Origin of the sequence: Kitasatospora sp. NPDC127116, from assembly GCF_042677365.1 — a bacterium.
Taxonomy (GTDB): Bacteria; Actinomycetota; Actinomycetes; order Streptomycetales; family Streptomycetaceae; genus Kitasatospora; species Kitasatospora lactacystinica.
The window spans coordinates 1-6547 of sequence record NZ_JBHXTL010000094.1; the positions used below are offsets into that span (position 1 = coordinate 1).

General features: G+C 75.2%; 7 protein-coding genes. 2 read left to right on the forward strand and 5 right to left on the reverse strand.

Translation table 11 applies throughout. The features are described from left to right. Positions 1 to 101: 101 nt before the first annotated feature. Complete coding sequence (locus ACFVHV_RS30395) at positions 102 to 836, forward strand: sirohydrochlorin chelatase (protein WP_380355233.1); 735 nt, start codon at positions 102 to 104, stop codon at positions 834 to 836. 13 nt (positions 837 to 849) lie between these two features. Here the strand turns inward: ACFVHV_RS30395 and ACFVHV_RS30400 are convergent, their stop codons facing one another. The 3 genes from ACFVHV_RS30400 to ACFVHV_RS30410 all read right to left on the reverse strand — a co-directional run bounded on the left by ACFVHV_RS30400 (position 850) and on the right by ACFVHV_RS30410 (position 2577). Continuing rightward, a complete protein-coding gene (locus tag ACFVHV_RS30400; protein WP_380355236.1) occupies positions 850 to 1260 on the reverse strand; it encodes a PIN domain-containing protein in 411 nt (136 codons plus the stop codon). Then, positions 1257 to 1478, reverse strand: a complete 222-nt coding sequence (locus ACFVHV_RS30405) for a type II toxin-antitoxin system VapB family antitoxin (RefSeq protein ID WP_359909675.1) — start codon at positions 1476 to 1478, stop codon at positions 1257 to 1259. Before ACFVHV_RS30405 ends, ACFVHV_RS30400 begins: the two co-directional genes overlap by 4 nt. Positions 1479 to 1560: 82 nt before the next feature. After that, positions 1561 to 2577: a hypothetical protein gene (locus ACFVHV_RS30410; RefSeq protein ID WP_380355239.1), complete on the reverse strand. Its 1017-nt coding sequence runs from the start codon at positions 2575 to 2577 to the stop codon at positions 1561 to 1563. Positions 2578 to 2692: 115 nt separating this feature from the next. Between ACFVHV_RS30410 and ACFVHV_RS30415 the strand changes: the two genes are divergently transcribed. Then, positions 2693 to 3586 (forward strand): helix-turn-helix transcriptional regulator, encoded by an 894-nt coding sequence (locus ACFVHV_RS30415; protein ID WP_359909669.1) that lies wholly within the window; start codon positions 2693 to 2695, stop codon positions 3584 to 3586. A gap of 72 nt (positions 3587 to 3658) precedes the next feature. On the opposite strand, the gene ACFVHV_RS30420 is transcribed toward ACFVHV_RS30415, so the two are convergent. Beyond that, complete coding sequence (locus tag ACFVHV_RS30420) at positions 3659 to 4372, reverse strand: ricin-type beta-trefoil lectin domain protein (RefSeq protein ID WP_359909667.1); 714 nt, start codon at positions 4370 to 4372, stop codon at positions 3659 to 3661. Positions 4373 to 4702: 330 nt separating this feature from the next. Further along, the gene (locus tag ACFVHV_RS30425) at positions 4703 to 6373 is read right to left on the reverse strand and encodes a DEAD/DEAH box helicase (protein WP_380355242.1); all 1671 of its coding nucleotides are present in this window, start codon (positions 6371 to 6373) and stop codon (positions 4703 to 4705) included. Positions 6374 to 6547 lie beyond the last annotated feature (174 nt).

Genomic DNA, 6547 nt, shown 5'->3' on the forward strand with positions numbered 1-6547 from the left:
CTTCGTCGGCATCGCCATCGAACTCCTCGTCTTCACCCCCGTCGAACGCCGCGTCCTGCGCAACCGCGGCCTCCTCACCACGAGCAAGTGAGGCACCGCTGATGCCCGCCCTCCTCCTGATCGCCCACGGCAGCCGCGACCCGCGCCACGCCGCGACGGTGGCCGCGCTCGTGGAGGAGGTGCGGGCGCAGCGGCCCGGCATCGAGGTCGCCACCGCCTATCTGGACCACTGCGCGCCGCGGATCCCGCAGGTGGTCGGGCGGCTGGCGGACGCGGTGGCGGTACCGCTGCTGCTCAACCGGGCGTTCCACGCCAAGCACGACATCCCGGCCGCGCTGCGCGCCGCCGGCTCCCGGCTGCCGGTCGCGGACGTGCTCGGCCCCTCGCCCCTGCTGCTCGCCGCCCTGGACCGCCGCCTCGCCGAGGCCGCTCCGGCGCTCGGCTCGCCCGCCGTCCGGGCCCGTACCGGCGTCGTGCTGGCGGCGGCCGGCTCCTCGGCCCCGGCCGCCGACGCCGCGACCCGCGCGGTCGCCGCCGAGTGGCGCCGTACCCGGGGCTGGGCCGCCGTCGAGGTCGCGTACGCCTCCGCCGAGGGCCCGCGTGTTCCCGACGCCCTCGCCGCGCTGCGCGCCGCGGGCTCCGAGCACACCGCCGTCGCCCCCTACCTGCTGGCTCCGGGCCTGCTCCCCGACCGCATCGCGGCCGCCGCCGAGGAGGCCGGGGCGGATGTGCTGGCCCCGGTCCTCGGCCCGTCCCCCGAGGTGGCGGCCCTCCTCCTGCAGCGCCACGACGAGGCCCTGCGGGCCGCCGAGGCGGCCCCGGCCCTCACTGCCTGAGTGCGAAGACCTCTCAGGCGTGCTCCATCACGCTGTGCTCGCTGAGGTCGGGGGCGTGACGTGCCACGGTGCGGTAGTCCCCGTCGTCGTGGAGGACCGTGAGTCCGTGGTGCGCGGCCGTCGCGGCGATCACCAGGTCCACGGCGGATGCGCTGCGGTGCTGCCCGGCGAGCGCCATCCGGCGTTGCACCGTGTCGATCCAGCGTCCCGCGCTCTTGGGCACCGACACGTCCGGGTAGAACTCCGCGAACATCTCGGCAATCTCGTCGTACTCCCGGCCGTCGCGCGCCGTGTAGAGGAATTCGGCGCGCTGCGGGTAGCACGACGCGATCGACCCCGCGCTGATCGCGTCGAACCAGACGGCTTGGAGCTTGGGTTCACGCAGCAGCCGGACCAGCGCGGACGTGTCGAGGAGGTAGATCACCGAGCGTCCTTCTCCGCCCGGTGAAGCCGCTCGGCGCGCTCGACGGCCTCCCAGTGCTGGGCCCGCTCGAAATGCCTGGTGAGACGTGCCGCGCGCTCCTGCTGTTCGGCGTAGAAGCGGAGCGCGAGATTGACGGCGTCCTTCTTGGTCCGGACTCCGGCGACGGCCATCGCCCGTTCCAGGGCCTCTTCATCGATGTCGATCTGCGTCACGGACATCCGGCACCTCCGGCGATCGATGTTGGTGATGTACATAGCATTGTACCTCGCCAACATCGATCCGCATGAGGACGCGACCGGGTCACACCCGGCGCAGGGTGAAGGTGTCCGTCGGGTGCCCGGCGTTGGCCTCGCCGAGGCCGCCGGCGAGCTGGTAGAGGCTGCCGGCCGGGCCGCCGACCACCGCGGTGGGGGTGGGGTCGGCCGAGGGGCGGACGGCGGTGAGGCGGGCGGTGCGCCAGTGGTCCTCGGAGCGCAACTCGACCTCGGCGTCCCGTCCCGCGCCGAAGAAGGCGTTGGTGACGCCCGCGATCGAGCCGTCCGGGCGGCCGAGCAGGCCGTCCAGGTGGAGCAGCGCCTGCCCGCCGGCCACCTCGACGCGCCGCAGCGCGGCCGGGTTCCCCAGCGGGACCTGCCACAGGGTGCCGTCGTCCCACTTGCCGAGGATCAGCCGGCCGTCCCGGTGGACGATGCCGTTGAGGCCGTACGCGCCGGGGGCGGGGGCCAGTCGCGGGTCGCGCAGCAGAACGGCGGCGCTGCCGTCCGGGGCGACCCGGTAGACGACGGGGGCGAAGGAGTCGGTGACGTACGCGGTGCCGTCGGGGCCGATCGCGATGTCGTTGGCCAGGTGGTCGGCGCCGTCGGCGGCGACCGCCGCGAGGTCGGTGTAGAAGAGGCGCCGGCCGGTGTCCAGGTCGTAGGCGCCGATCCCGGCGACCTTGCCCAGGGTGGCGGGGGTGCTGCGCTCGCCGATGCCGTTGTCGAGGTTGGTGACCAGGACGCGGCGGTGGACCGGGTCGATCCGCAGGCCGGCGATCTCGATCAGGGTGCCGGGGTCGTCCACCAGGGTGCGCACGCCGGCGTCGGTGCCGACGGCGGAGACGGTGCCGTGCCGCAGCGATCCGAGCAGGAAGCGGTGGTGGGCGGCGTCCCAGTCGCCCGACTCGGGGACGAGGCCGGGCGCGCGGCCCTGGATCACGGCGGGTGCCGGGCAGGCGGCGGCCGCGGCGGGCAGCGCCCCGGCCGTGCCGAGGAGGGCGGCCGCGGCGGCGACGGCGGCCAGGGCCCGGCGGGCAGTACGGTTCTGACGGTGGCTCATCGGCGTTCCCTCGCACGTGCGGTCGTTGACGCGGTCAAGCCTCGCCCGATCGGCCGGCCCGCAGCAGTGCGTGGGAATACTGGTAGTCGGACTACCGGGAAGGACGGGGGACGGGGTGGACGTGAGGGACGTGGACGACACCGGGGAGCGCCGCTCGGCGCTGTCGAGCTTTCTGCGCAGTCGCCGCGCGCGGCTGACGCCGCAGGAGGTCGGGCTGGCGCCCGGGGTGCGGCGGCGCACCCCGGGGCTGCGCCGCGAGGAGCTGGCGCTGCTCGCCGGGGTGGGGGTGACCTGGTACACGTGGCTGGAGCAGGGGCGGGACATCCACCCGTCGCCGGAGGTGCTGGCGAGCCTCGCCCGTACGCTGCGGCTGGACCGGGCGGAGACGGCGTACCTGTTCCGGCTGGCCGGCGGGCATCCGCTGGACGGCGAGGTGGCCGCGCCCGGGGACGTGCCGGCCCCGCTGCTGCGGCTGATGCGCGCGCAGTGGCCGGCGCCGTCCTTCGTGATGGACGCCAACTGGGACATCCGGGCCTGGAACCCGGGCGCGGACGCGTTGTTCGGCCTGACCGGCCGCCCGCCGCAGGAGTGCAACCTGGCCTGGGTGGTGTTCGGCAACCCGGTGCACCGGGCCCGGGTGGAGCACTGGGAGGAGCACGCCCGGCGCTTCCTGGCCCAGCTGCGCTCCGCCTATGCCGAACGCGGCGGCGAGGCGACGGCCGTGGGGCGCCGGCTGGCCCGGATGATCCGGCAGGTCCGCGGCGAGTACCCGGAGGCGGACCGCTGGCTGGACGAGCACCAGGTCGCGGAGCGCTCCGGCACCGAGAAGGTGATCCGGCACGAGCGGGTGGGCGTGCTGCGGATCGACCAGCACGTGCTGCTGGCCGCCGAGGGCCTGCAGCTGATCGTGATGTCGCCGCGCGACGCCGGCACCGAGGAGCGGCTGCGCACCCTGGCACCGGCCCCGGAAACGGCAACGGCAACGGCGGTGACCCCGGCCCCGGTGTAGCGCGGACAGCGGTCCGCCGCCCCCGCACGGCGCGGGAGCGGCGGACCGGGAGCGGCGGACCGGGGACGGCCGTCAGACCGGGAGGTTCCACTTCTGGTTGGCGGCGCCGTTGCAGTCCCAGATGCCGAGCTGGTTGCCGTTCTCGGTGGCGAAGCCGAGGTCGTCCAGGCAGCGGCCGGACTGCGGGTTGAGCAGCGAGCCGTCGGCCCGGGCCTGCCACTGCTGGGCGCCACTGCCGTTGCAGTCCCAGATCTGCACCTTGGTGCCGTTGCCGGTGTTGCCGCCCGACACGTCCAGGCACTTGCCGAGCGCGCGGATCGTGCCGTCGACGCCGATCCGCCACTTCTGCGCGACCGAGCCGTTGCAGTCGTAGATCTGGACGGCGGTGCCGTTGCCGAGGTTGGCGCCCCGCACGTCGACGCACTTGTTGACGTAGCCGGTGATCTGGCCGGTCGGGCCGGCCGGCGGCGCGGCGCCGAGGACGACGCGCGGGAACATCACGGAGTCGCCGATCATGCAGGAGGCGGACACGGTGCCGTCGCCCATCCCCAGGCCGCCGATGGCGGGGCGGGAGAACTGCACGGTGTGGGTGGAGTTCCAGTAGAGGCAGTTGGCGGTCACGGTCCAGGTCTGCATCGGGTCGAGGCCGCTACAGCTGCCGATGGCGTTCCAGGCGGAGGTGTAGGCGGCGCAGGCGGGGGCGGCCTGGGCGGCGGTGGCCGGTGCCACCACGGCGGCGGCCCCGGCGAGCAGGGCGGTGGTCAGCAGGGCGGAGGTTCGGCGCATGGGAGGGTCGTCCTTCCGAATCGGGGAATCACGTCGACTCACCGTCCACGCCCCGTCGGTGACGGTGCGTCGGATGTGTGGGCCGCGTGAAAGACTCGGGGGTGCGCGGTCGGCCGTCAACCGGCAGGTCACCGGCAGCTGCCGGGTGCGATGGGGCTGTGCAGGGACGTTGTCCCGGGCGGCAGTTTCGCCGGGTCCGCACGGCCGGGCCGTCGAGGGGCCGGGCCGCGGAAGCGGGGACGTTCCCGGGCGGATCGCCGGGCCGACCGGACAGCGCACGGCCCGGCTCCCCCTGCCGGGGAACCGGGCCGTCGTCGGAGCGGAAGGGCGTCAGTCCGTCTTGCGGCGCTGGCGGCCGGTGCCGTAGTTGGAGCCGGACTTGGAGCCGCTGCCGGGCTTGGCGCGGCCCGAGGAGCGGCCGATGAAGCCGGCCGCCTGCGGGCGGTCGCCCTGGGCGGCGGCGCCCATGCGCTGCTTGGGGCGGGGGCGGCGCGGGTTGCCGTTCATGTCGACGTCGGCGGGCAGCGCGGAGCGCTTGCCGGAGCGGCGGCGCGGGGCGCCGGACTTGGCCCCGGCGGGCTTGTCGGCGCCGTCCTTGGCCGAGGCACCGGCCTGGGCCGCGACGACCGGTACGGCCAGCGTCACCGCGACGCCGCTGGGCGTGCGGGCGCCGGTGATCCGGGCCAGGTCGGCGTCGCCCGGGCGGATCTTGGTGACGGTCGGGCGGATGCCGGCGACCGTCATCAGCCGGTTGACCTCGCGGCGCTGCTCGGGCAGCACCAGGGTGACGACCGTCCCGGACTCGCCGGCCCGGGCGGTGCGGCCGCCGCGGTGCAGGTAGTCCTTGTGGTCGACCGGCGGGTCCACGTTGACGACCAGGTCCAGGCCGTCGATGTGGATGCCGCGGGCGGCGACGTTGGTGGCGATCAGCGCGGTGACGTGGCCGTCCCGGAACTGGTCCAGGACCCGGTTGCGCTGCGGCTGGGACTTGCCGCCGTGCAGGGCGGCGGCCTTCACGCCGTTGGCGAGCAGCTGCTTGGCCAGCCGGTCGGCGCCGTGCTTGGTGTGCACGAACATGATCACGCGGCCGTCGCGGGAGGCGATGTGCGCGGTGGCGGAGACCTTGTCGGTCTGCTCCAGCTGGAGGACGTGGTGGTCCATGGTGCTGACCGCGCCGGCCGAGGGGTCGACCGAGTGGGTCACCGGGTCGGCGAGGAAGCGCTTGACCAGCCGGTCGACGTTGCGGTCCAGGGTGGCGGAGAACAGCATCCGCTGCCCGCCCTCGGCGACCTGCTCCAGCAGCTTGCTGACCTGCGGCAGGAAGCCCATGTCGGCCATCTGGTCGGCCTCGTCGAGGACCGTGATCGCGACGTCGGAGAGATTGACGTCACCGCGCCCGATCAGGTCGTCCAGCCGGCCCGGGGTGGCCACCAGCACCTCGGTGCCGCGGCGCACCGCGTTGGCCTGCCGGTTGATCGACATGCCGCCGACGACGGTGGTGATCCGCAGGTTGACGGCGGTGGCGTACGGGGTGAGCGCCTCGGTGACCTGCTGCGCCAGCTCGCGGGTGGGCACCAGCACGAGTGCCAGCGGGTGCCGGGCGTCGGCACGGCGCCCGGCGGTGCGGGCGAGCAGCGGCAGGCCGAAGGCCAGGGTTTTGCCGGAGCCGGTGCGGCCGCGGCCGAGTACGTCGCGCCCGGCGATCGAGTCGGGCAGCGTGGCGGCCTGGATCGGGAAGGGCTCGGTGACGCCCTCGCGGGTGAGCGCGGAGAGGATCGCCCTGGGCAGTTCCAGCTCGGCGAAGGAGGCCGCCGGGGGCCGGGGCGGGGTGCCCTGGACCACGGTGAACTCGGTGGCCTCGGGCACGGCGGCGGGGCGGCCCTGCTTGGGGGCGCCGGCGCGGTTGCGCGGCTTGCGCGGGCGGTCGCCGCCGGCGGTGCGGCGGGCCTGGTCGGTGGTGCGGGGGCCGCGGTCGCGCGGCGGGCGGGCAGGGGTGGTCACGGGAGCTCCGTCGGTCGGTCGGCAGCCCGGGCTGCGGGCTGGTCGGCCGTCGGAGATTTGCGTGTGCCGCCCCGGCCGTACGGCGGCATGAGCGGGGGGGCGCCCCCGGCGGGGGGGGGCCCCCCCTCGCGGAGGTAGGCGGTCAAGGGGGGGGGGTAGTAAGCCCGATATATT

Coding starts and splice junctions, on each gene's coding strand:
- ACFVHV_RS30395 (WP_380355233.1), top strand. CDS start 102: ATGCCCGCCCTCCTCCTGATCGCCCACGGCAGCCGCGACCCGCGCCAC.
- ACFVHV_RS30420 (WP_359909667.1), bottom strand. CDS start 4,372: ATGCGCCGAACCTCCGCCCTGCTGACCACCGCCCTGCTCGCCGGGGCC.
- ACFVHV_RS30410 (WP_380355239.1), bottom strand. CDS start 2,577: ATGAGCCACCGTCAGAACCGTACTGCCCGCCGGGCCCTGGCCGCCGTC.
- ACFVHV_RS30405 (WP_359909675.1), bottom strand. CDS start 1,478: ATGTCCGTGACGCAGATCGACATCGATGAAGAGGCCCTGGAACGGGCG.